The 22,410-nt window shown below is 58.8% G+C and carries 18 protein-coding genes; 12 read left to right on the top strand and 6 right to left on the bottom strand.

The window, feature by feature from the left end; translation table 11 throughout:
- The first annotated feature begins 180 nt into the window (after positions 1-180).
- From CENDO_RS09750 to CENDO_RS09765, 4 genes are all read left to right on the top strand, one after another.
- The gene (locus tag CENDO_RS09750) at positions 181-1,446 is read left to right on the top strand and encodes a hypothetical protein (protein WP_136141845.1); all 1,266 of its coding nucleotides are present in this window, start codon (positions 181-183) and stop codon (positions 1,444-1,446) included.
- A 319-nt stretch (positions 1,447-1,765) separates the two neighbouring features.
- On the top strand, positions 1,766-3,004 hold the full coding sequence (locus CENDO_RS09755) for a hypothetical protein (RefSeq protein ID WP_136141846.1): 1,239 nt from the start codon (positions 1,766-1,768) through the stop codon (positions 3,002-3,004).
- Positions 3,005-3,565: 561 nt separating this feature from the next.
- The gene (gene istA, locus CENDO_RS09760) at positions 3,566-5,170 is read left to right on the top strand and encodes an IS21 family transposase (RefSeq protein ID WP_136140252.1); all 1,605 of its coding nucleotides are present in this window, start codon (positions 3,566-3,568) and stop codon (positions 5,168-5,170) included.
- Between the two features lie 3 nt (positions 5,171-5,173).
- On the top strand, positions 5,174-5,941 hold the full coding sequence (locus CENDO_RS09765) for an ATP-binding protein (protein WP_136140253.1): 768 nt from the start codon (positions 5,174-5,176) through the stop codon (positions 5,939-5,941).
- A gap of 159 nt (positions 5,942-6,100) precedes the next feature.
- Here CENDO_RS09765 and CENDO_RS09770 read toward each other — a convergent pair whose 3' ends face one another.
- The 5 genes from CENDO_RS09770 to CENDO_RS09790 form a co-directional block, all read right to left on the bottom strand.
- Complete coding sequence (locus tag CENDO_RS09770; protein WP_136141847.1) at positions 6,101-6,910, bottom strand: hypothetical protein; 810 nt, start codon at positions 6,908-6,910, stop codon at positions 6,101-6,103.
- A 166-nt stretch (positions 6,911-7,076) separates the two neighbouring features.
- Positions 7,077-8,126 carry a serine hydrolase gene (locus CENDO_RS11330; protein WP_246014271.1) on the bottom strand — a complete coding sequence of 350 codons (1,050 nt, stop codon included), beginning with the start codon at positions 8,124-8,126 and terminating at the stop codon, positions 7,077-7,079.
- A 185-nt stretch (positions 8,127-8,311) separates the two neighbouring features.
- Positions 8,312-9,322, bottom strand: coding sequence for a hypothetical protein (locus CENDO_RS11205; RefSeq protein WP_168707201.1), 1,011 nt, complete (start codon positions 9,320-9,322; stop codon positions 8,312-8,314).
- A 306-nt stretch (positions 9,323-9,628) separates the two neighbouring features.
- Positions 9,629-10,303, bottom strand: a complete 675-nt coding sequence (locus tag CENDO_RS09785) for a hypothetical protein (protein WP_136141848.1) — start codon at positions 10,301-10,303, stop codon at positions 9,629-9,631.
- A gap of 342 nt (positions 10,304-10,645) precedes the next feature.
- Complete coding sequence (locus CENDO_RS09790; protein ID WP_136142256.1) at positions 10,646-12,061, bottom strand: MDR family MFS transporter; 1,416 nt, start codon at positions 12,059-12,061, stop codon at positions 10,646-10,648.
- Between the two features lie 403 nt (positions 12,062-12,464).
- On the opposite strand from CENDO_RS09790, the gene CENDO_RS09795 reads away from it, so the two are divergent.
- From CENDO_RS09795 to CENDO_RS09825, 7 genes are read left to right on the top strand one after another with little or no spacing between them, the layout of a single operon-like run.
- The gene (locus tag CENDO_RS09795) at positions 12,465-13,280 is read left to right on the top strand and encodes a glycosyltransferase family 2 protein (protein WP_246014273.1); all 816 of its coding nucleotides are present in this window, start codon (positions 12,465-12,467) and stop codon (positions 13,278-13,280) included.
- Positions 13,277-14,269 carry a polyprenyl synthetase family protein gene (locus tag CENDO_RS09800; RefSeq protein ID WP_136141850.1) on the top strand — a complete coding sequence of 331 codons (993 nt, stop codon included), beginning with the start codon at positions 13,277-13,279 and terminating at the stop codon, positions 14,267-14,269. The genes CENDO_RS09795 and CENDO_RS09800 overlap by 4 nt, the downstream gene beginning before the upstream one ends.
- The gene (locus CENDO_RS09805) at positions 14,262-15,194 is read left to right on the top strand and encodes a phytoene/squalene synthase family protein (RefSeq protein ID WP_246014275.1); all 933 of its coding nucleotides are present in this window, start codon (positions 14,262-14,264) and stop codon (positions 15,192-15,194) included. Before CENDO_RS09800 ends, CENDO_RS09805 begins: the two co-directional genes overlap by 8 nt.
- Positions 15,191-16,909: a phytoene desaturase family protein gene (gene crtI, locus CENDO_RS09810; protein ID WP_136141851.1), complete on the top strand. Its 1,719-nt coding sequence runs from the start codon at positions 15,191-15,193 to the stop codon at positions 16,907-16,909. Before CENDO_RS09805 ends, crtI begins: the two co-directional genes overlap by 4 nt.
- A gap of 3 nt (positions 16,910-16,912) precedes the next feature.
- Positions 16,913-17,227 (top strand): lycopene cyclase domain-containing protein, encoded by a 315-nt coding sequence (locus CENDO_RS09815; protein WP_136141852.1) that lies wholly within the window; start codon positions 16,913-16,915, stop codon positions 17,225-17,227.
- Entirely contained in the window at positions 17,224-17,544 is a 321-nt protein-coding gene (locus CENDO_RS09820; protein ID WP_136141853.1) for a lycopene cyclase domain-containing protein, read from the top strand. The genes CENDO_RS09815 and CENDO_RS09820 overlap by 4 nt, the downstream gene beginning before the upstream one ends.
- On the top strand, positions 17,537-18,466 hold the full coding sequence (locus CENDO_RS09825; protein WP_136141854.1) for a prenyltransferase: 930 nt from the start codon (positions 17,537-17,539) through the stop codon (positions 18,464-18,466). The genes CENDO_RS09820 and CENDO_RS09825 overlap by 8 nt, the downstream gene beginning before the upstream one ends.
- A gap of 184 nt (positions 18,467-18,650) precedes the next feature.
- On the opposite strand, the gene lysS is transcribed toward CENDO_RS09825, so the two are convergent.
- Complete coding sequence (gene lysS / locus CENDO_RS09830; protein WP_136141855.1) at positions 18,651-20,231, bottom strand: lysine--tRNA ligase; 1,581 nt, start codon at positions 20,229-20,231, stop codon at positions 18,651-18,653.
- Between the two features lie 438 nt (positions 20,232-20,669).
- Here lysS and CENDO_RS09835 point away from each other — a divergent pair, with 438 nt between their 5' ends.
- On the top strand, positions 20,670-22,382 hold the full coding sequence (locus CENDO_RS09835; RefSeq protein WP_136141856.1) for a carbon starvation CstA family protein: 1,713 nt from the start codon (positions 20,670-20,672) through the stop codon (positions 22,380-22,382).
- Positions 22,383-22,410 lie beyond the last annotated feature (28 nt).

Consider the following 22,410-nt stretch of genomic DNA (forward strand, 5'->3'; position numbering starts at 1 on the left):
CTAGGGAATCCCGCGGCGGCACCCCGCGCGTGCTCAAAGATGACACACCCTACTTCAGCCCCCTGCTAAATCAGTGGGTTTTATTCCCCACTGATTAGGCGAATATCGGACCATTGCTTGATAATTTAAGTATTAGTTCAATAGTGCGATGGTCTTAACAAGTAAGAAATGGAGAAGCTCGTGAGCAAGAGCTACGACTGGGGCGCCACCAATTCCCCGGAGCCGGTGAACCCACCTACCTCGCAGTTCCCCGCCCAGGGAGTTGCCGATCAGTCTGCCGAATTTGAAACGCAGTACGCAAGCGCTAACAATTCACAGCCCGCGACTAAGAAGAGCGGCATTGGAAAAAAGGTCGGCATAGGCGCGCTAGCCTTGGCGCTGATCGCCGGTGCAGGTGTGGGCGGTTTCCAGGCCTACAAGAACATGCAGAATCCTGAGCCAAACCCTGCAGGTGTATCCGACGAAGTGGCTATGGATTTTGCGCGCGGCGACATCGAGGATTGCGAAGCGATTCCTGCTGAAGTCTTTACTTCAGTGGGCATTAAGGATTACTCGCTGAACGCGGAATCTGGCAATTGCGGGGGCACAGTCATGTCCGCCGACGGAAAAACTGAAGCTCAGGTAACTGTCAAAATCAGTTCGGGGGCTTGGGAGGCCGAGGCTTCCCCCGTTGAGGGCTGGAGTGAAGCAGTCCTCAACGATATGCCTGGCGATTCTTCCATGGAAGATGTCATTTCACTGATCAATGACGGCTCCGGGTATTCTGAACGCAGCCAGCCGTCTTGCCTCTTGAATGGTACTGAACGCGAAACTTCCGCGGTGTTTTTAGAAGCCCCAACCTGCGGCGTGCTCTATCCACTGGCTCACCAGATCAACAATCTGTACGAGCAGAATAAATACCTAACTCAGAAGACTGATTTCTTCGAGCTTAAGGAGCAGCCAACTTATACGCCGGTCGAGGTAGCAACTCTCCAAGTTCCAAAGTTCGAGGGCTTTAACGAGGCTTTCGACGCTGCCCCAGAATTCGGCACCGAAGTTACCTCCCTGCAGGAGCAATTCAACGACTCGAAGTTCGTTGTTGATGGTGCCGAAGAAGTTGGGGATGGCTACTACTGCTTCCCTGTGACGTTTACCTTGGGCCCGGAGAAGGACGAAGACTCTGACACCTTCGCGCTGCCTCGGCTATATGTGATTTCCCAATACGGCGGGTTCGAACATATAAATGATAGGGCGGGCTGGACGTCAGTGAAGGTTGGCGAGTCTGAAGAATATGAGTACTGCGGTTCCCTCCCGGTTGAGCTTATTCCAGGCCAAACGGAAACCAAGTACCTGGTCGTCTACAGTGACTTCAACGACTCCGGCGAAGCGGTATTCGATACGGACGGCGAGCTCAACACCATTGGCAAATTTACCGTAGGCGAACCAGCAGAGGGAGAGTCTGCCTAGCTCTCCTTCACGTTACAGCGCGAGACTCACGGCGACCCGAATCGGGATCAGCGTATTCCCGGTGCACCTACTTCCCGGCCACTTGGCCCGGAACAGGGGGCACCGGGATTGGTGATTATTGAGAACTCATGCTGTGAATAACAATGCCGCCTGCCCCAAATCTGGGGAGTAATCTCCAATTCCCACTTTCGTTATTAATGCAGCGCCTAGCATTCCTATGTACGCATACCGCATAGGCACTCACATCGGGAGAGAATTCCTTTCGCCCGCACCGTGACTTTACGTCTTTTTACATACAGTTTCCGCAAGGAGTTTCATCGTGAGCGATTCTTATAACTGGGGCCTACCACAGCAGCCTCAAAAGGCTCCACAACAGCAGCCGCAACCTAATCAGACGGCGAGAACTGCCTCGCCTACTCCTCAGCCTTCCGGTAACTCCGGACTAGCTAAGAAGGTTGGCATTGGCGCAGTAGCCGTGGTGGCCGTTGCAGCCCTAGGCGTTGGTGGCTTCCAGGTCTATAAATCAACGCAAGTCGGTGCGCCTAACCCACTAGGCATCACGGATGAGGTGGCTGAAGACCTAGTGCGCAGCGAGTTTGATGATTGCATGCTAACCCCAGAGCTCATCCAAGCAGCCGGAATTAAGGAGCTGAAGCAATCCGAAGATGATGACAACACCTGCGTTGGCTACTTCGAGGGGCCAAATGGCAACAATAACGTTGAAGTAAGAATCAGGGTCCAACAATCCAGTTCCGGTGAAGCGGGCCGTTCCGATATAGAGGGGTGGAAAGAATACAGCTCTGCCCCTGACTCTCAGCAAGAAGAGTTAAATTTCGTTAATTTTGTTAACTCCTTGGAGGGTGAGGTACCAGACTCCAGCGGCCATGTAAACTATTGCCGACTCGAGGGTGACGAGCGAGAGATTGAAGGTGTGCACCTGATTGGTCCCACGTGTGATTCCCTCGCACCGCTGGCAAATCAGATCATGAATGTAGTTAAGCAGGATATCTACAACAGCACTGACACCGATTTCTTTGAGATCAAGGACAAACCAACCTACGTGGAAACCCAGCCAACCACTACCGTTGATGTCGCCCTGCCTGGCTTCTACGAAGCGTATGACAATGCCCCTGAATCAGGTTCGGAGGTAGAGATTCTGGAAAGGTATTTTGAGGGCTCCACGCTGACTGTCACCGCCCCATATGCAAGCACTGAGCACGCTTATGACGTCTGCATGGACGCGGTATATACGCTTGGCACTAAGACAGACCCCGACCGGAGTGGCTATGATCTTCCTTCCATCCAGATGATTGCTTCCGACGGATCCGTATCGACAATGCTTATAGATTTTAAAGATTACGGCGACCACAGACTTTCCGCAGGCGACTCTATTGATCTCGCGTACTGCAGTACCGAATCGAACGACGACTACGTCGCGGTATTCTCAGACGAAAACCAAGACGAATACTACAGAGAGCTTCGTTATAGTCGCGAAGGAGTTCCAAATACGATTGCCAAATGGTCTCGAATTCAAGAGGAGGAGTCAGAGTCCGCCTAAACTAGGGCTCTAGCCAGACCCCTCTAGCGCGCAATTACGATTGACGGTTGGAGCAAATTGCGGCCATGCACGGGCGCCTAGTTGACCTTTGTCAGCTAGGCGTCCTTAGCTTTTCGTAGATGACTAAAGACTCCCTTCTGGCCAGCCCCCGGATATGGACCGGGCAAAGCCAATCAATCAACTAAAGGCACCGCTCTTAGACCATCCCTTTAACCCCACAAAAAGGGGCCACGAAAGGGCTAGAGTCTGCGAGCGAGTCCTAGCGGAGGACCGGCAATCACCGCTAGTCATGCGAGGCAGTCCAACGCGAAGGTAGCTAACACCTGGGATGATAGCTACTACTTAGTATGCACAGCAGCCGCAATTGCTTAAGATTAATCCGATTGGCGTATCGGGGGCTCGGATGCCGAATCGGGGTAGTTGGTACCGCGATTCCGCGTAGTTGGTACTGGTCTTTCCGGAAAGGCGGTACTAGGGCAGGGAAATGAGTGATGTTTAACAGTGGCGGCATTGCAATCCTGTGATGCCGTGACTGGTTACTCATTTCGAAGGAGGGCCGTTATGGCCAACTTCAAAGAGATCATGGCTTTGTGTGTGGAAGGCAAAAGCTATGGTCAGATTGCGGCAGCTCTTGGATGCTCCCGCAGGGATATTTCCCGTGTACAGGCGATTATCCGCGACCAGGGCATCGATAAGGAGCGCTTCGAATCATTGTCCCCGCAGTGGTTTGCTGATGTATTCGATGATGGTCGCGCATCTCGTAGTAAGGCTTATGACCAGCCTGATTTTGCGGCCATGGCCAAGCGTCTTGGCCACAACAAGCATTTGACTCGGCATAAACTCTGGTTGGACTACATTTCCACTGAGTGTGCCCCAGAGCTGGAGAAGTATCAGTACTCGCAGTTCTGCCATCATTTCTCGGGTTTTATCCGGGCCAATGACCTGCGTGATGTCATTGAGCATGCACCCGGCCAAGAACTTTACGTGGACTGGGCCGGCGACAAGATTGCCATCATCGATCAAGCCAGTGGTCATGTGGCGTTGAAGGCATCGCTGTTTCTAGCTGTGTGTCCATACTCGGGGCTGCTGTTTGCTACCGCTGCGGAGAATGAAAAGATGCCAGCGTGGCTTGAGTGTCACGTCAAAGCATTGAACTATCTGGGCAAGCTTCCGGCAATCATTGTCCCCGATAATGCTTCGACTGCCACCTACCGGCCGAAGCGCCATCAGTCCTATCGTGCTGTCACGGCTCGTTATGCCGATTTCGCTGACTTCTATGACCTGGTCATTGTTCCTACCAGGCCGGGAAAGCCTAAGGACAAAGCTGCAGTCGAGCGTGCTGTCCAGATTGCCTATAGCCGCATCCTGGGCTACTTCGATGGTGAAGTCTTCTATAGCCTCGATGAGCTCAATGAGGCGATTGCCGATCGGGTCGAAGATATCAACTGTGTGCTCACGCGTGCGGATGGAACAACCAGGCGCCAACGCTTTGACACCCATGAAGCACCGGTGATGCGCGAACTTCCCGCGCAGGCCTTTACGGAAGTGGTGTGGCGCTCACCTAAAGTCGATCGAAACTGGCACGTGTGCTGCGACTATCAGTACTACTCCGTGCCGTATGAGCTCGTCGGGAAAGTCTTGCGTGCACGGCTGACTACCACAACTGTCAGCCTGTTTGATGGCGACGAGTTAGTTGCTGAGCACGATAGGCTCCATGGCTTCCGCTACCGCTATTCCACCAACCATGCTCACGGCCCGCAGGGCAGTGACGACACTGTGGACGTGTTGACCCGTGATGAACTGCTCAAGTGGGCGAGTTCTTTTGGTCCGAATACGGTCAAGGTGATTACCACCATCTTGGATAACAACGCCGCGTCAATCCCTCGAGGACTTTCCTTGGCACGCAATGTGTTGGCCAACCTGGGGCGCAGGCACGACAAGACCAGCCTGGAACCAGCCTGTGCTGTGGTGGTGGGAAAGAAGCTGGCGGCGAACTTCGCGGTGATCAAACGCATCCAAGCTGACATTGGCCACAACCGGCAGGCGGTGCCACAACAGTCGCCTGCATCGTCATATCCGCAGGTCGTTGACATCACCAATATGAAAGATGCGGTGTTTATCCGCCCTGCCAGCCACTTCAACGACGTGGAATGGGAGGAGGCCTAACCCATGATCGAAATCAGTGACACCAACCGCGCGAAGCTTCGCGCCTTGCGCCTATCGACTTTCGCTGACGTCTACTTCGAACTCCTCAACGATGAGGCATACGAAGACAGCCTTCCTGAAGACATCTTCTTTCTTGCTGTCGACCAAGCACTAGAGTCACGCCGGCAGCGGCAGATCGAAAAAGCCATTGCTGCAGCAGGATTTGCCTACCCACACGCCAGTTTGGCCGAGGTCATTAACCCTGAAGCACGAGGAATTAGCGAACGCCAGCTTAAACGGTATGCCGCGACGAACTGGCGTGAACATCCCAACAATGTGCACATCTACGCCCCGACGGGCACAGGCAAGACCTACCTTGCCTGTGCCATCGGAATCGCAGCCTGCCACGCCGGCTACAGCGTGGCCTACTTCCGACTCGATCAGCTCGTTGCCAAGCTAGCGGCCTATTCGCCCACCGATGATCAATACACAGCACTGATGCGCAAACTGATCAACATCGACGTCCTCATCATCGATGATTTCTGCACCATCAGCGTGGATCTACGCGGACAAGAAGACCTGACCAAGATCGTAATCGAACGAGACGGCCGACTCCCCACCATCATCGCATCACAATCAACAGCCGCCTACTGGGTCGAAGTCTTACCCAGCAGAATCGGAGCCGAGTCCCTAGTCAGCCGCCTTAACAATGGCCGCAGACTCAAAATCGGTGACTTCGACATGCGCCGACACCTCGCAAAGGAGGCTGCAGCAGCCCAAGACACTGACTAACCCCTAGACCCCAACCAACACCAAGCGCCGGCCGCACACACTCAAGCGACCGGCGCTTGTCAGTACCAACAACCCGGAAAACCGCAGTACCACCTCACCGGAATGCAAGTACCATCAACCCGCTCCTGGCACTCGGATAAAGAACCTAACCCTAAGCGATTAGAAGATACGCACCACGGCATTATTACCGCCAGAGCAGCTGACCTCGTCGCCCTCGGGGCGGCAATCCATCTCGTAAGTCTCACCGGTCACCGGAGAGGATGCGATAATGGTAGCGGTGGTTTTGCCGGTCTTTAGGTACTGCCCGCGGAAGACCTCGTGGACGTTTTCTGCGAAAGGCTCTGAAGTTACATCAGTTGCCGGCTCGTAATTTTCGAACTTTTCTGGATCACCGCCGCGGCTGCGCCCAGACTCGCCGTCCGAATCGTCACCTTCATCGTCATCTTCATCACGGCTGCCGCGGCTGGAATCCTGAGCAGAATCCCCATCATCAGCATCGCGCCCGTCGCTCCCATTTTTGCGGTCCGAATCTCGATCGGATTCGCGGTCGGATTCGCGGTCAGAGCCTTCGTCGGAATCGGGGTCGGCCTCTGTATCACTATCGTCGGCCTCAGTTGAAGCGCTGACGAATCTCTCATCGGATGCGGATGAGGAATCGTCGCGGGTAAACCAGCCCTGAACTACGCCAAAGGCACCCAGCGCCACGACTAGCAGCAGGACTGTGAGCGCGATGATTAACCCAATGAGGCCCTTGTTGGACTTCTTTTGCTCCTGCGGAGGGTAATAACCCTGGTCATATGACTGCGGGTACGGATCTTGCGAGTAAGGCTGCTGGCCCTGCTGCCCTGACTGATCCCATGCCTGATACTGGGCGTCCTGCCTATCCCATTGGTTATCTTGAGAAGGAAATACCTGCTCTGGCTTGTTTGGGTCCGGTTCTGGACCCTGGCTCCACTGATTATCTGCCATTGTTTACGCTTTCGAGGAAGGAGTGGTCAGAATACGCTAAGGCTTCTATGAGTAGCTTCTTTTTATAGATTGCCATCGCGGTGACCTAGAAAGAAGTGTTTATTGGGCTTTAATTCTATAGGGGTGCTCAGTCCCGGTAACGCGACGGGGCGCGAATCGCTATTACCTAGCAGGCACTGGTTGGAAAGCGCGCTATCTCAGCGCCGAGGGCAGCCGCCATGGAGGTCAGCATTGCCTGACCATCACCATACGCACCGGAGCCTGGGATGGCCGTCATTGCGATGGCAACGTCACCCCGTGGGCCGGCTACCAACCCGAGCTGGCGGACCTGATAACCACCGGTATCGCTTGGCCCCCAGCCGCCTTTGAAGCGGGCGCCGGGCAATGTTCCCAAACCATAGGCCTGTTCACCGATAACCTGACCCATCAGGCTGACCACGTCAGCAGAACCAGCGACACACCGCAGGTTGGAGGCCAGCAATGCCTCTTGACTCGTAGTGAGCGCGGTTTGGCCGAAGGTGGAATACTCGGGGCGCAGCTTCACCGTGTTGATGGGTACGCCTACCCCGGCATCGCTCATTACGGAATCGGCGGCACCTGCGGGTAGGGCGGCAAACATGGCCTCCGCAGAGGCGTTATCGGAACGCGTGATCGCGGCGGTAGCATTGCCCAGCTGGCCCGGGTCCTGGCGCAATGCGGCGATGGCGATGGGCACCTTAATCGTGGACCACGCCGGGTACGCAGAATCATCCCCAGCGGTAAAGGATCCCTGCGGGCTTGAAATGGAAACCGCCGCGGTTCCACCGAATTTGTTAGTCGCGCCGGTTACCGCAGAGTCCAGGAGAAGCTGCAGTTCACTAGCGCTTGGGATTGGGGTACTAGCCGCAGACTCCCGTATCTCAGCGCTCCCACCGCGTTCGTCTTCGCCATCTGCCGGGCTAGATTCCGCATCCCTTGGCCCCGGATCCGATTCTTGTAGGACGCCGGGCTCTTCTATGTCACTTTCAGGAACGCTAGCGGCGGTCGTTGAGTAGACCACTGAAAACTGCGATTGGCCAACCGGCCGTTCCACGCCAACTCGGCCGCCGATAAAGCCACCAGTGATCACCGCAACCACGATGAGCACAAGCGCTATTGCTGCCGCGCCCGCCAGGACTACCAGCGTCCTGCGTTTTCTGCGCTGTACGGATGAAACTGCGTCGCGTGGACTAGTCATGGAAATGGTCCTTCTCTACACCCCGTAAGTCCTGCGGCATCGTGGGGCCACGAATTCCCCCCAACGAGCGACTAAATAGAGTGAAACCCCTACGTATGCTTACAACCTTGAGCGGTTAGCATACGCAGGGGTATGAGGTCTCACTATGGGGTGCTAATTCGTATTTCCTATAGCCACATGCTGTTCTAATCCACTAGGGACTCAGTCTCTACGGCGATGTCAATCCAGGTTACCTCCCACTCGCCATCGATGAGCCTCATTGATATGTAGCCAACTAGCTCATCGTTGCCGTCGAGGATGGCGACGTTTCCTTTGTCCTCCAACTTCTCAGCTTCAGCAAGCTCCTCGTAAGATTCACGCTCTCCCTTATAAACCAAGGAATCAGTGTGCATGGAAGAAGCGGTCTCACCAACCTTGAGATCGCGGGCATCGAATACATCTTCCGGAAGCTCAGTGGCTATATTTTCTTCGAAATATTCACGGCTATCACGTTCCACGTGCTCAGCAACCCAATCCTCAACTGCCCGCTTGCTATCGGCATCAATGTACGCCTGGGCAATATCCTTAGCACCGCCCTCATCCTTCAGGGTAGCGCCACCGCCGCCGCCCAACAGTCCGCCCAGCAGGCCGCCGACGATCAGGCCGCCCACAGCTGCCGCGATAGCGGTCACGGTGATTGCCTTCTTAGAGGACTTCTTGTATTCAGCACCAAGTTCATGAGCCTGCTTCGTAGCACCCTCACGAGCGGAGGCAAATCCCTGCTTTGCGGAAGCGAGGCCATTATCGAACTTGTCACGAATAGCTGCACCCTGGTTGGGCTGCTGGTCCTGACCCGCACCAGCTGCGGCGCCGGCGACTCCCGCGGCGCCAACACCCGCTGCACCTACCCCTGCAGGGCCACCCACGGCGGAGGTACCGGCACCAGCGGATGGGTTTGCGCCGCCGAGGTTCAACTCGGACAGCTGACGCAGGGCCGCTACATCCACATCATCGGCAGAAGGGTCATCGAGACGGGAATCGTAAAGGCCGCGCTTTTGCTCATCACCAAGGACGTTGATCGCCAGCTTTACTTCTTCCTCGCCGCCGGGGTTATCAAACTTGCCGCCCTCCAAGCGGGACTCCAGTGCGGAACGCAGGTTAGCGGAGGAGTCATTGCGGTCGAGACCCAGAGTCTCGTAAAGGTTGTAATGTGCCACGGTTTTGGCCTTTCAAAATTTTCATGGGCATTGCTGTTTCCATCATTATGCATGGGCCAGCACGTCCTCAAAGCTTAGGTAGGGAGTAGTCCCCAAATGAGGAAACATTCGGAACTTTTCCTATATTACTGCCAGCAAAGGGTTCCCTTCTCTAAACCTCAGAATTGTTTTCATTTCGACACAATTGGCAGCCTTGATAGGCCTAAAACTCGTAAAGCCGGCAACTACAGCACAAGGATGCAGTGGTTGCCGGCACTGGATAAGTTAAGAAGCCACTTGGAAGATTATCCCTAGTAGGCGGGGATTTTAACCATAGAGGAATGTGTCAGAGAAGTCTTCGGAACTACTATCGTCGTAGCTCGACTCATCCCACGATTCTCCCATCGACGGGTTCAAGTCACTTTCGCCCCGCGCGATGTTTAGCATGCTTGCAGTGCCAGCCAACTCGTCGCTGGAGAAATCCTGCTGACACTGACTTACACCACCGAGGAGCGAATAAGCGATTAATGCTAATGCCTCCTCATCACTGGCTTCGGCCAGGTCAACCCCAGTACCCAAGGCTTCATCAATCGCCTGGAGTTCCTCCTCGGCGGTGTCTTCATTTAGCTCACCCAACGCAGAATTTAAGTCGTCGACAGAATTGCTATCTGGATCTGACAGCATACCGGCTGAGGTCAAGAGTCCACTCTTCAAATCTGAGGACTCACAGAAAACATCACCGGCTTCTTTAATCGCATCCGACTCGGCGGCGACTCCTAACTCACGGTCAATTTCAAGGGCAATCTCCTCAATGAAGTCATCCGGAAGGGTTTCATACTCCACTACGAAGTCACTAAAATCTTCAGGATCGGTGAGGTCATAAGCCTCATCTTTGCCGTAGTTTGGGAAAGTGCCGTTCTGCGCATCGTTGCCACAGGCAACAAGGGAAGTGGCGGTCAGCAGGATAGCAGCGGTAGCCCCGAGGGCTTTCTTCTTCAACATTGGGGTTTCTTCCAATCGGGATGTAAAAACTCGAAACTATCTGGCAGCTCTGGCGTAGAAGGCCCAGGCTTGAACACCGTTTTCCTTCTTTTGGCAGAACTTGCTTAAAGGACAATGACTGTGGAGCCATCCATTAGCTTAGCTGGGGCTGCGTAGAAATGGCATGCTTTTTGGGATTACTCCCCACTTCGATCAACGCCGTCAGCCCCGTGATAGCTCAGCGGTATTCCTTATGCACAAAACTCCCCGCTAATTGGATTCTGATTTCTCAGTCCAACTAACGGGGAGCAGTTCAGGTCCGGCGGGGAGCCCTGAAGAAATATCCCAGCGTCTACTTGGCGCTTACTCCACCTCGCGCGCGGTGGAATCAGTTTCCACGCGCTTGACCATCGGCGCCAGGATGCAGGCCACTAAGGCGAGGCAGCCGGCGAACATGAACGCCCAGGACGCTCCTTGCGCGGTGGCGGCTGCCTCGTCCAGACCATTGGCCGCGCCGGTGGCGGTGCCGCGGGTCAAAAATACCACCAGGAATGCCGTGCCGGTGGCGCCGGCCAGCTGCTGCAGGGTATTCAGAATTGCAGAGCCGTGGCCGTACAGGTTGCCGGGCAGGGATGACAAGGCGGTGGTCATCAGTGGGGTCATCAGCAAGCCCACACCCACGGCGAAGCAGATGTGCAGCGCAATGACCATCCAGACGGCGGAGTTCTCATCAAGCAGGCTCAGGCACCACACGGCGGCGGTCATAAGCAGCACGCCTGGAATCAGCAGCGGACGCGGCCCCACGGCATCGTAGGCGCGGCCAATGAAGGGGGAAATAAGGCCCTGCATCAAACCGCCGGGCATCACCACAAGGCCCGCGGTCAAAGCGGTAACCCCCAGGGAGGTTTGCAGGTAGATGGGCAGCACGGTGGCCGCGCCGAGCAGCAGGCCGAAGGAAACCAGCAGGCCGGCCACGGCCATGGTGTAATTGCGGATCTTGAATGGACGCAGGTCCAGCAACGCCCGGCCGGCCTTGGCCAGGGACTGCTGACGCTTGACGAAGATGACCAGGGATACCGCGCCCACCACGGAGATGATGATTTGGAGCATTCCGTCACCCGCGAGGATGGTCTCAATGGAGGACAGGCCAAAGACCAGGCCGCCGAAGGCCAGGACGGACAAGACTACGGAAAGGAAGTCCAGCGGGGTCTCACGGTTTTCGCCCACGTTGCGCAGCTTGATGAGGCCGGCGATGCCAATTAGGGCAACCAAGGGAACCATCACCCAGAAGATGAAGTGCCACGTAAAGGTGTTGAGGATAAAACCGCCAACGGTTGGCCCCAGGGCCGGAGCCACGGAGATGGCCACGGAGATTATGCCCATGACGGAACCGCGGCGCTGTGCCGGCACGAGCACCATCGTCATGGTCATCAACAACGGGATGACCAGGGCTGTACCGGCTGCCTGAATGATGCGACCCAGCAGCAGGATAATAAAGCTTGGCGAGATTGCCGCCACCACCGTGCCGGTGATGAACAAGACTACGGCGGACAGGAACACCTGGCGTGAGGTGAAACGCTCCAGGATGTAACCGGTCGTTGGGATTACCACCGCCATGGTCAGCAGGAAGCCGGTGATGAGCCACTGGGCGGAGGTTGCGGGAATGCCAAACTCGGCCATGATTGCCGGCAGCGCCACGGAGAGGGATGTTTCATTAAGAATCATCACCATCGCGGCGAGGACCAGCACGCCGAGGTTGATAATTGTCTCGCCGGTCATTTTCTTAGCGGCGGGATTGCTCTTTTCGGCCGGATTATTGCCCTCCGGGTGTGCAGGCGTTGAAGCCACAGCGTTGTCCCCTATCAATAAGTACAAAAAAGTTTTTCACTATTATTTCGGCCGCTTAATTTAGGCCGAATAGCTACTCTAGCGCTAGTTATGCGGCGGGCGTAAGCCGAGGCTCAGGGGACAGGGTGTTGCGTATTTTAAGTATGTATAACTCGAGACCCTTGAACATGTGCTTGAATAGGGTATGGTTTTCACCATATCCACTTCTGACCTTGCACTTTAGTGGGTAGTTGACATGTCAACTTCACACTATGTGGTTTTTGAGGAATCTTGTACGGCAGAAGTGGGAAGGGCCATGCCAACGCATATTTTCCACACGCAGTTAGGTAGACCCGTGAGCCCGGATGATTTACTCCCGCAGCCGCCAAATCCAGATCTAGCGCCGCGCGAAACCCGCCGGCGCATTTCCATTGTCATTCCCTGCCTTAATGACGCCGAGCTCCTAGCCAGGTGCCTGCAAAGCCTTAATAACCAGACCATCCCCGCGGATGAAATCATCGTGGTAGACAACGGTTCTACTGACAATTCCGCTGACGTGGCCCGCAGCCATGGCGCCCGCGTGGTGGATGAACCGCGCCGCGGAATCACGTGGGCCACGCGCACCGGCCTCGACGCGGCCAGCGGTGACAAGATTGTCAGGACTGACGCTGACATCGTGGCACCGGATGATTTTGTGGCCAACCTCCACCGCGCGTGGGATGCCGCGGAATCATCGGAGGCCCAGGGCGGGCGCCGCGTGGCCGGGGTAACGGGCACGGCCACCTTTGAGCTACCCGCGCCATGGAACAAGCTAGCCTCCGCGCTGTATGTGGGCGCCTACCGCAGATCCACTGGATCCGCGCTGGGGCACAGCCCCTTCTTCGGCACCAATTACTGCGTCGACGCGGCCTGGTGGCGCGAGGTGCGGGACGCGGTGGATTTCTCTGACACCTTCGTCCATGAGGATCTCCACCTGTCTTATGCGGTTCGCCCCGATGAGACCGTCTGGGTAGATGACCGCATCCGCGTTTGGATGGACCCACGCGCCCTGGTGGGATGGAAGCAAGTATGGGTGCGGTTTAAGCGCGGATTCCACACCATGTTTAGCAATTGGCGCACGTCCCCACCGCAGCAGCGGCTGGTAGAGCGAGGAAAGATTTCACTGCCATGACCTCAACTAAAGATTTGATTTCCATGCCAGGCGTGGAGGACTCACTAGCGCTTATCGGCTCGTTAGTAGATGACGCTGATGCCGGCATTAAACAGTACCAATCCCCCATCCTGGACAACATCCATTACGCACTGCGCATCTTAGGCGGTGGGGGCAAGCACCTGCGCGCCCACCTAGTCCACATCGCCGCCGCGGGCGCGGACGGCCCGGCGCGCGATGCCGCTGTGGTCTTCGGCGCGGCGGTGGAAATGCTGCACTCGGCGTTCTTGGTCCACGATGACATCATCGATGGTGATGACCTGCGCCGCGGCCATGGCACCATTCACGCCCTGGCCCGCAAGTGTTTCATGGAACGCTACAGTGTGACGGATCCGGGCGCGGCGGAGCACATGGGCGCCGGCATTGGCATCGTCTCCGGCGATCTGGCCCTATCCTGGGTCTATGAGCTCCTCGCCACCGCGGAGATAGACCCGCAGGTCAAGGCCAAGGCCATCGCGGTGGTGGCGCAAACGTCCGCCGTCACCATCTACGGGGAGATGCTCGACATTGAGCACGCCGCGTACGCACACACGGACCTGGACCGCATCCGGCTCAGCAATCATTTGAAGACTAGTGACTACAGTTTCGTGGCGCCGCTTCGCCTGGGCTGCATCGCCTCCGGACGTGACCCGGAACCGTTCATTGAGATAGCCAATGAGCTGGGCCGCGCCTATCAGGCCGCCGATGATCTCCTGGGCACCCTGGGGGATAGCGCCACCACGGGCAAGAAGGAATCTGACCTCGAGCGCGGCCGCACCACGTTGCTGACCTCGCGCATGAATGAGTCCCCCAAGTCCATGACCGCGGCTGACGAGGTGGGTGCGGAGGCCCGGGCGCACCTTGACCGCGCGCGGGAGCTAACCACCGCCGCTACTATCCATGAGCTTTCCCGCGATGGGCTGCTCAGCATCGCGGACCTGATTGAGGAAATGGTGGACCGTTTTGCCTAAAGAAAAGCCCACCTCGCCCACAGCCGCCGAGTTGTTGGCGCGCTATGACAAGGCCTGTTTCAAGGCCGCGCATGAAATCATCAATTTTTACTCAACGTCTTTTTCCATGGCCACGCGCCTGTTGCGCGGGCAGGTGAAGGAGGACGTGCGCAATCTCTACGCCATGGTGCGCATCGCGGATGAGATCGTGGATGGCACCGCTGAGGGCGCGGGTCTAAGCCCCGCTGAGATTGAAAAACGGCTGGATGATTACGAGGCGGCCGTCTTGGCCGCACCCGCACAGCGCTTCCACGTGGACCCGGTCCTGCACGCGTGGGGTTATTCCGCGCGGCGTTGCGGTTTTAAGGAAGAACACGTCCGCGCGTTCTTCGCCTCCATGCGCCGGGATGTGGACCAAACCACCTATGACCAGGAATCCTTCGAGGATTACGTGTACGGATCCGCTGAGGTCATTGGCCTGATGTGCCTGGACGCGTTCCTAGTTTCCCATCCGGTGGGCGAGGAAGAATACGCCACCCTGACCCACGGCGCCCGCAGCCTGGGGGCGGCCTTCCAAAAGGTTAACTTCCTGCGCGACCTGGCCGAGGACTCTGGCCTGCTGGGCCGCACCTACTTCCCCGAGCTGCGCGAAGGCAACCTGACCGAGTCCACCAAGGACGCGCTCATAGCCGATATCCGTGTGGACTTAGACGCCGCGTACGCGTGCGTCCCGCTCCTTCCCACCGATGCCCGCCTTGGCGTCCAGGCCGCCGCGGACCTGTTCGCGGAGCTGACGGACCGCATCGACGCACGTGCTGCGTCCGATGTCGCCACCCGCCGCGTCTCCGTCCCACCGGCCCGCAAGTCCTACATCCTCGCGCGCGCCGTAAAGCGCGCCGCGTTTAGCCCGCACAATACTTCCGATTCTTCAGGAGCCCGCTCATGAGCACGTCCACCCCATCCAAGCCGCAATCAGCCGTAATAATCGGCGCGGGCGTGGCAGGCCTTGCCACCGCCGCATTGCTGGCCAAAGACGGCATTAAGGTCACGGTGGTCGAGCGCAATGACGCCACCGGCGGGCGCGCCGGCAACCTCGTGCTCGATGAGGCCCCCGGTTACCGGTGGGATACCGGCCCGTCCTGGTACCTGATGCCGGAGGCCTTCGATCATTTCTTTGAGCTCATGGGCACCTCCACCGCCGAGCAGTACGAGTTAGCGGACCTCTCCCCCGCCTACCGCTTGTACCCGGAGGGCGGTGCGCCCATCGACCTTGAGACCGGAAAGGAAGAGGTATCTGAGCTCTTTGAGTCCTTAGAGCCCGGCGCGGGCGCGCGCATTGAGCGTTACCTGGATAGCGCCTCCGACGCGTATTTCACCGCGCTTGATCACTTCTTGTACACAACGTTTAAGGACCCCCGGAAGCTGGTGCATGATGACATCCGTTCCCGCGCGGGCCGCCTGGGTTCCCTGTTGAGCAAGAATCTCAAGGATTACGTGGGAAATCAGTTCGATGACCACCGCATCCAGCAGGTGCTTACGTATCCCGCGGTATTCCTGTCCACGCAGCCGGCCAAGGCCCCGGCGCTGTATTCGTTGATGAGCCACACGGATTTGGTCGAGGGCGTGCGCTATCCCCGCGGCGGTTTTGCCGCGGTGGTCGCGGCCATCGACGCACTGGCGCGCGAAGCCGGCGTGGAAATCATCACGGGCGCCGATGCCACGGCTATCCTCACCGAGGCCACCGGCGCCACTGGCATTTCTGCCGCGCTGGCCAAGGCGGCTGGCCTGGCCAATTCCGCGTTGTCCAAGGTGGGTGTCACGCCAGCCTCTGCCGCCAAGCCCGCGCGCGCCACGGGCGTGCGCGTCCACACCCCGGAGGGCGTGCGCGATATCCACGCTGACGTGGTGGTCTCCGCGGCCGATCTGCACCATACTGAGACCGCGTTGCTCCCGCCGGAGCTGCGTACCTACCCGGAGAGCTACTGGGCCAAGCGTGACCCGGGCTTGGGCACCGTGCTGATCTTCATGGGCGTAGAAGGCGAGCTCCCGGAGCTGGCCCACCACACGCTGATGTTTTCCAAGGAATGGGACGCGGACTTCAAGGCGGTCTATGAGGGCCCGGAGCCATCCCGCCCGCTGGGTTCTTCTCGTTCCATCTACATCTCGCGCACCTCCGCTACGGATGATGATGCGGCACCCGAGGGCCATGAGAATCTCTTTGTCCTGATTCCGGTGCCGCCGGCGGAGGGCGTGGGCCAGGGCGACGCGTACGCACAGTACACCACCGGCCGCGTGGAAGCCATCGCCGATGCGGCAATCGAGCAGATTGGCCAGTGGGCCGGCATCGACAATCTCGCCGAGCGCGTGGTGGTCAGGCGCACCCTGGGCCCTGCCGATTTCGCCAATCGTTACAACGCGTGGTCCGGCGGTTCCATCGGCCCGGCCCACACGCTGGCCCAGTCCGCTTTCCTGCGCGGCGCAAACACGTCCGCCAAGGTGGACGGGCTTTATTACGCCGGCGCCACCACCGTGCCTGGCGTGGGGGTTCCCATGTGCCTGATCTCCGCGGAAAACATCCTCAAACGCATCCACGGTGACACCTCCACCGGCCCGTTGGAGAGCCTCGACGCGCTCCCGGGAAATCTCAACGGTGGTGCCTAGCGCGTGAGTTTTTTCTATCTGGGGTTTCTGGCCTTCTCACTGGCCGGCATGATCATCTGCGACCGCCGCTGGCGCCTGGCCTTCTTCCATGACGCGAAGCGCGCCTGGACCATCTGCATCATCGTGGTCATCGCGTTCCTTATCTGGGACGCGTTGGGCATCGCCACCGGCACGTTCTTCCGCGGCGGCTCGCCGTACATGACCGGCATTGAGCTGGCGCCCGAGATGCCGCTGGAGGAACCCATCTTCTTATTCTTCTTGACCTACCTGACCATAAACCTGACCAGCTTTTTCCGCAGGATGGTGGTGCGCCCATGACCTACGTGCTGATTTCACTGCCGTTTCTGGCCCTCGCACTCGTGCTGTGGGTTGTGCGCGGGCGAACCTACCCCGGCTGGATAGCCACCACCGCACTGGTCATGGCCGTGGTTGTAGTGCTCACCGCCATCTTTGACAACCTCATGATCTGGGCGGGCCTGGTTGGCTACGGCGACGCCCAGAACCTTGGGATTTACCTAGGACTGGTTCCCATTGAGGATTTTTTCTACTCCATTTTTGTAGTTCTCGTGGTGGCGGCCTTCTGGGACGGGCGCAAGTTAACCTCAACTACCCGGACGGGAGCAGACCATGACTAACGCCAAGGGGCAGATTCATTTCCACGAGGATAACGTCACGCCGCAGCCGCTAACCAAGCTTTCTACGTGGAAAGCGGTGCTGGCGGCTTCCCGCCCCATTAGCTGGATCAACACCGCCTTCCCCTTCGGCGCGGCCTACTTGCTCTTCGGCGGCAACCCGGGATGGGTGTTGTGGCTGGGGTGTTTGTTCTTCCTCATCCCGTACAACATCGCGATGTACGGGATCAATGACGTCTTTGACTACGAGTCTGACATCCGCAACCCGCGCAAGGGCGGCGTGGAAGGCGCCGTCCTGTCCAAGGCCCTGCACCCCGCGCTGTTAAAGGCATCGCTTATCACCGTCCTGCCGCTGGCCATATTCCTCTTTGCGGCGGGCACGGTCAAATCCGGCGCCTGGCTGGCCATTTCCCTATTCGCCGTGGTGGCGTACTCCATGAAATACCTGCGCTTCAAGGAGCGCCCGGTGCTAGATTCCGTCACGTCCTCCGCCCACTTTGTCACCCCGGCGCTCGTGGGCGCGGCCATGGCACCAAATGATGAGACCGGGCAGTTCTACCTGGCCATGGGCGCGTTCTTCTGCTGGGGCATGGCCTCCCACGCCTTTGGTGCGGTCCAGGACGTGCGCGCCGACCGCGAGGCCGGGCTATCTTCCATCGCCACCGCCTTCGGCGCCCGCGCGGTCACCCGCCTGACAGTGGCCTTATACGCCGCCGCGGCCGGCGCCATGTTCTTCCTGCCCAACCCGGCGTGGATAGTGGGCGTCTTTGGCCTGGGGTACGTGGCGATTACCGCCCGGTTCTGGAATATCACGGATGAGACCTGCGAGCAGTCCAATGCCTCGTGGCGCGCATTCTTATGGCTCAACTACATCGTGGGCGCCGCGGTCACCATGGCGCTTGTCTACGCCAACGTGGGCTTCTAAACCACCGGTTCACACGCTTTCCTACCCATTTCACAACGCGGCGTGAATGCGCCCGCAGCAGCTAGCATGCAGGCCTTGCTCACTCCCCTATCCACTGCCACGGGGTTTCGAGGAAACGCAAAGCCCGCTGACGCGTGGTCAGCGGGCCGGCCCACAAGGGGTATCTAGCTTTCGGTCTTAGCGGTTACTGCGCCTCAGGCTTGACGATTGGGAACAGCACCGTCTCGCGGATGCCCAGGCCGGTGACGGCCATGAGCAGGCGGTCGATGCCCATGCCGGCGCCGCCCGTTGGCGGCATGCCCTGCTCCATCGCCGCCAGGAAATCCTCATCCAGGCGCATTGCCTCATCATCGCCATTGGCGGCCAGGCGGGCCTGGTCCTCGAAGCGCTGGCGCTGGATAACCGGGTCAACCAGCTCGGAGTAGCCGGTGGCCAGCTCGAAGCCGCGGACGTAGAGGTCCCACTTCTCGGTCACGCCGCGCTGCTCGCGGTGATCGCGGGTCAGCGGGGAGGTCTCAACCGGGAAGTGCTTGACAAAGATTGGCCCCTCCAGCTGGTCCTCGCACAGGACCTCCCAGATTTCCTCAACCAGCTTGCCGTGGCCCCAGCCGCCCTTTTCGGGCACGTCAAGGCCAATGACGTCGGCAATAGCCTTGAGCTCCTCCACGGTGGAATCGACGGTGACCTCCGGCTGGCCTGGGAACTTGCGGGCCAGCGCCTCGTTGAGGGACGGGTACATCTCGATTTCGGGCCACTGGTCGCCGCCGAGGTCGTACTTCGTGCCGTCGGCAAGCGTGACCGTGGTGGAGCCGTCCTCGGACACGGCCCTGGCAACGGCCTGGATGGATTCGCGGATGAGGGTGGCGATGGTGTTGTAATCACCGTAAGCCTCATACACCTCAAGCATCGCAAACTCAGGGGAGTGAGACTTATCCACGCCCTCGTTGCGGAAGTTGCGGTTAATCTCAAAGACCTTGTCGATGCCGCCAACCACGGCGCGCTTGAGGAAGAGCTCCGGCGCGATGCGCAGGTACAGATCGATGTCCAAAGCGTTGGAGTGGGTCATAAACGGGCGCGCGGCCGCGCCGCCGTGCAGCGTCTGCAGCATAGGGGTCTCAATCTCATTGAAGCCCTCACCCTCAAGGTGGTGGCGCAGCGCGCGGATAGCCTTGATGCGGGTCATGGCGTTCTTGCGGGCATCGGCGCGCACGATCAGGTCATTGTAGCGCTGGCGCACGCGGGTATCTTCCGCCATGTCGGCGAAGGAAACCGGGAGTGGGCGCAGGGATTTCGCGGCCATGGTCCAATCCTTGGCCATGACGGAAAGCTCACCGCGGCGGGAGGCGATCACGCGGCCGGTCACAGAAATGAAATCGCCCAAGTCAACGTCCGCCTTCCAGGCGGCTAGCCGCTCCTCGCCAACCTCCGCGAGGGAGAGCATGGCCTGCAGCTGGGTACCGTCGCCGTCCTGCAGGGTGGCAAAGCACAGCTTGCCGGTGTTGCGCATGAAGATAAGGCGGCCCGCTACGGAAACCTCATCCTGGGTTTCCTCACCGGCGGTCAGGTAGGTAACACCCTGCTCAGAGCCGGTTTCATCCTCAGCCAGGACCGCATACTTAGAGCGCAGATCCTTCAGGGAGTGCGTACGCGGTACGGAAACTGGGTATGCCTCCGTGCCAGCTTCCAGCAAACGCGCGCGCTTGTCGCGGCGGATGCGCAGCTGCTCAGGAACGTCATTTACTGGGGTTTTCTTCTGCTCAGTCACGGTTTCCTAGGGTAGCCCATGCGCGCGGTTTTACCTAGTTAAATCCTTAATCCACGCGCCCCGGCGTCACTGCCGACGCCTCATACCAAACGCACGAACTAGGCCGCGTTAGGGCAATCGCGCGCGGTGCGGATCCCGCAGCGGACCTATGAGGGTCGCAAAGAGCCGGGGCGAGCCGGCAATTACCCCCAAACACCCCCAGATCACGGCAAGTGCTGACCGCCGGGTTTTCCTTTGGGGAACTGGGGGTTCACCCGCGGCGCTAGGCGCAGTCTCCGCGGTTGGCACACGCCACGGTTTCACACCAATGTGACTTATGACATACTCCAGTGGGTGCCGTTATGACGCAGCCGCCGGGGCATGCGGCTAGTTGAAGTGCATGACGCAATACCTAACCCCTAAAAGCGCCAGATCGTCCCATTCAAACACTGGAGAATCATGAACTCGCTCATCCTGATGTTTATTGGCCTAGCCATGATCCTGTCCGGGTACTTGCTCTACTCAAAGTTCCTCGGCAAGAAGATCTACAAGCTCTCCGCAGCGTATAAGACCCCGGCCCACACCATGGAAGACGGCGTGGATTACGTCCCCACCAATAAATACGTGCTGTGGGGCCACCACTTCACGTCGGTGGCGGGCGCGGCGCCCATCATCGGCCCGGCCGTGGCCGTCATCTGGGGCTGGTTGCCGGCATTCCTCTGGGTAACCCTGGGAACCGTGTTCATGGCCGGCATGCATGATCTCGGTGCACTGTGGGCCTCCCAGCGCCACCGGGGCCAGTCCATCGGCACCCTCTCAGGCCGCTACATTGGCGCGCGCGGCCGCAACATCTTCCTGATTGTCATTTTCCTGCTGCTGCTCATGGTCAACACCGCCTTTTCCGTGGTGATCGCGGGCCAGCTGGTCTCCACCCCCACCGCGGTCATCCCCACCTGGGGCGCAATCCTCGTTGCGGTCTTAGTGGGCCAGGCTATCTACCGCTTTAATTGGAACCTGCCACTCGTCTCCGTAGTGGGCGTTGTAGCCCTCTACGCGCTGATGATCATCGGTGACCGCAACCCTATCGCTCTGCCAGAAACCGTCTTGGGAATCCCCGCCGAAGGCGTCTGGATCATCTTGCTGTTCGTCTACGCATTCGCCGCATCCCTGCTGCCGGTATGGGTCCTGCTCCAGCCGCGCGACTACATCAACGGCCTGCAGCTGTTCATCGGCCTAGCGCTCCTCTACGGTTCATTCCTATTTACCTCCCCCGACCTGGTGGCGCCCACCCTGCGCTCCGAGGTCCCCGCCGGCACCCCATCCATCTTCCCGCTCCTCTTCGTCACCATCGCCTGCGGCGCCATCTCCGGTTTCCACGGCATCGTGGCCTCCGGTACGTCCTCCAAGCAGCTGGACACCGAAACGGACGCGCGTTTCGTGGGCTATTTTGGCGCGGTTGGCGAGGGCCTGCTGGCGCTGGGCACCATCATCTCCGTGACCGCCGGGTACCGCACGCTGGCCGACTGGGAGGCCGTCTACTCCGAATGGAACGCCGGCGGCGTCAACGCCTTCGTCGAGGGAGGCGGCAACCTCATCAACGAGGGCCTGGGCATTCCTACCTCCCTGTCCGCAACCATCCTGGCCACCATGGCGGTGCTATTCGCGGCGACCACCATGGACTCCGGCGTGCGCCTGCAGCGCCTCGTGGTGCAGGAAATCGGTGACATCATGGGCGTTAAGCTCAACGCGCTGGCATCCACCTTCATCGCCGTGGGCCTGGCCTTTGGCCTGACGTTTTCCACCGGCACGGATGGCTCCGGCGGCATGCTCATCTGGCCGCTATTCGGCACCACCAACCAGCTGATGGCGGCATTGACCCTGTCCATCCTGATTGTCATCCTCACCTCCCTGCGGCGCCCCACCTGGCCGGTAACCATCCCGCTGGTCTTCGTCTCCGCCATGTCCCTGTGGGCTGCAGTCCTCCAGGTGCGCACGCTCTTCGAGGCGGGCAATTGGCTGCTGCTGGTCATCGACCTGGTCATCATCGTCTGCGCCATCTGGGTCATCGTCGAGGCCGTGGCCGCCGTCAACCGGGCCCGCAAGGCGCCCGCCGTTGAGTGGCGGGACGATGATGCGGACGCCCCACTTCCGGAATACGCTCAAAAACGCTAGCGGCTACGCCGCGGGACTACCCTTTCTA

This window comes from Corynebacterium endometrii, from assembly GCF_004795735.1.
Taxonomy (GTDB): Bacteria; Actinomycetota; Actinomycetes; order Mycobacteriales; family Mycobacteriaceae; genus Corynebacterium; species Corynebacterium endometrii.

Coding starts and splice junctions, on each gene's coding strand:
- istA (WP_136140252.1), top strand. CDS start 3,566: ATGGCCAACTTCAAAGAGATCATGGCTTTGTGTGTGGAAGGCAAAAGC.
- CENDO_RS09765 (WP_136140253.1), top strand. CDS start 5,174: ATGATCGAAATCAGTGACACCAACCGCGCGAAGCTTCGCGCCTTGCGC.
- CENDO_RS09770 (WP_136141847.1), bottom strand. CDS start 6,910: ATGGCAGATAATCAGTGGAGCCAGGGTCCAGAACCGGACCCAAACAAG.
- CENDO_RS11330 (WP_246014271.1), bottom strand. CDS start 8,126: ATGACTAGTCCACGCGACGCAGTTTCATCCGTACAGCGCAGAAAACGC.
- CENDO_RS09785 (WP_136141848.1), bottom strand. CDS start 10,303: ATGTTGAAGAAGAAAGCCCTCGGGGCTACCGCTGCTATCCTGCTGACC.
- CENDO_RS09790 (WP_136142256.1), bottom strand. CDS start 12,061: ATGACCGGCGAGACAATTATCAACCTCGGCGTGCTGGTCCTCGCCGCG.
- CENDO_RS09800 (WP_136141850.1), top strand. CDS start 13,277: ATGACCTCAACTAAAGATTTGATTTCCATGCCAGGCGTGGAGGACTCA.
- crtI (WP_136141851.1), top strand. CDS start 15,191: ATGAGCACGTCCACCCCATCCAAGCCGCAATCAGCCGTAATAATCGGC.
- CENDO_RS09820 (WP_136141853.1), top strand. CDS start 17,224: ATGACCTACGTGCTGATTTCACTGCCGTTTCTGGCCCTCGCACTCGTG.
- CENDO_RS09825 (WP_136141854.1), top strand. CDS start 17,537: ATGACTAACGCCAAGGGGCAGATTCATTTCCACGAGGATAACGTCACG.
- CENDO_RS09835 (WP_136141856.1), top strand. CDS start 20,670: ATGAACTCGCTCATCCTGATGTTTATTGGCCTAGCCATGATCCTGTCC.